Here is a 520-nt window from a genome sequence, read left to right as displayed (position 1 = left end):
CGATGGAGAACACCCACGGCCCGGAGCCGATGACGCCCGCGTACGCGTAGGCCTGCACGAGGCCCACCAGGGTGTTCTTGCGCAGCATGCGCCGCAGCTCGAATCCGATGCCGGCCATCAGCGGGGGCCCTCCGTCTGTGCGAGCGCCTGTTCATAGACGCGCCGGTAGCGGTCGAACATGAGCGTGTCGGTGTAGTAGCGTTCGACGCGCGCCACGGCGGCGCGGCTCGCGGCATGCCAGGCGGGCGCGTCGTTGATGAGTGCGAGCGAGGCGTCCGCCAGCTGCTGCGGGTCGGCGATGGGCACCACCTTGCCCGAGGCGCCGAGCGCGCGGTCTTCCTCGTCCAGCCCCTCGATGAGCTGGCGGCACGAGCCCACGTCGGTGGAGACGGCCGGCACGCCGGCGGCGGACATCGACTGGCGCGCGTTCTTCCCCGATCCGCGCCTGCAGCAGCTCATCGCGATCGCGCTGGAGAACAACCGCGACCTGCGCGTGGCCGCGCTCAACATCGAGCAGGCC

General features: G+C 71.3%; 2 protein-coding genes. Both read right to left on the bottom strand.

From position 1 onward, the window contains the following. Positions 1-118: exopolysaccharide Pel transporter PelG (pelG, locus tag FJV41_RS57230; RefSeq protein WP_141649593.1), on the bottom strand; the 118-nt coding region annotated here is incomplete at its 3' end. Beyond that, positions 118-399, bottom strand: coding sequence for a GT4 family glycosyltransferase PelF (pelF, locus tag FJV41_RS57225; protein ID WP_220137996.1), 282 nt, complete (start codon positions 397-399; stop codon positions 118-120). The genes pelF and pelG, both read right to left, overlap by 1 nt. Positions 400-520 lie beyond the last annotated feature (121 nt).

Origin of the sequence: Myxococcus llanfairpwllgwyngyllgogerychwyrndrobwllllantysiliogogogochensis, from assembly GCF_006636215.1 — a bacterium.
GTDB lineage: Bacteria > Myxococcota > Myxococcia > Myxococcales > Myxococcaceae > Myxococcus > Myxococcus llanfairpwllgwyngyllgogerychwyrndrobwllllantysiliogogogochensis.
This window is presented reverse-complemented; position numbering and strand designations above follow the sequence as displayed.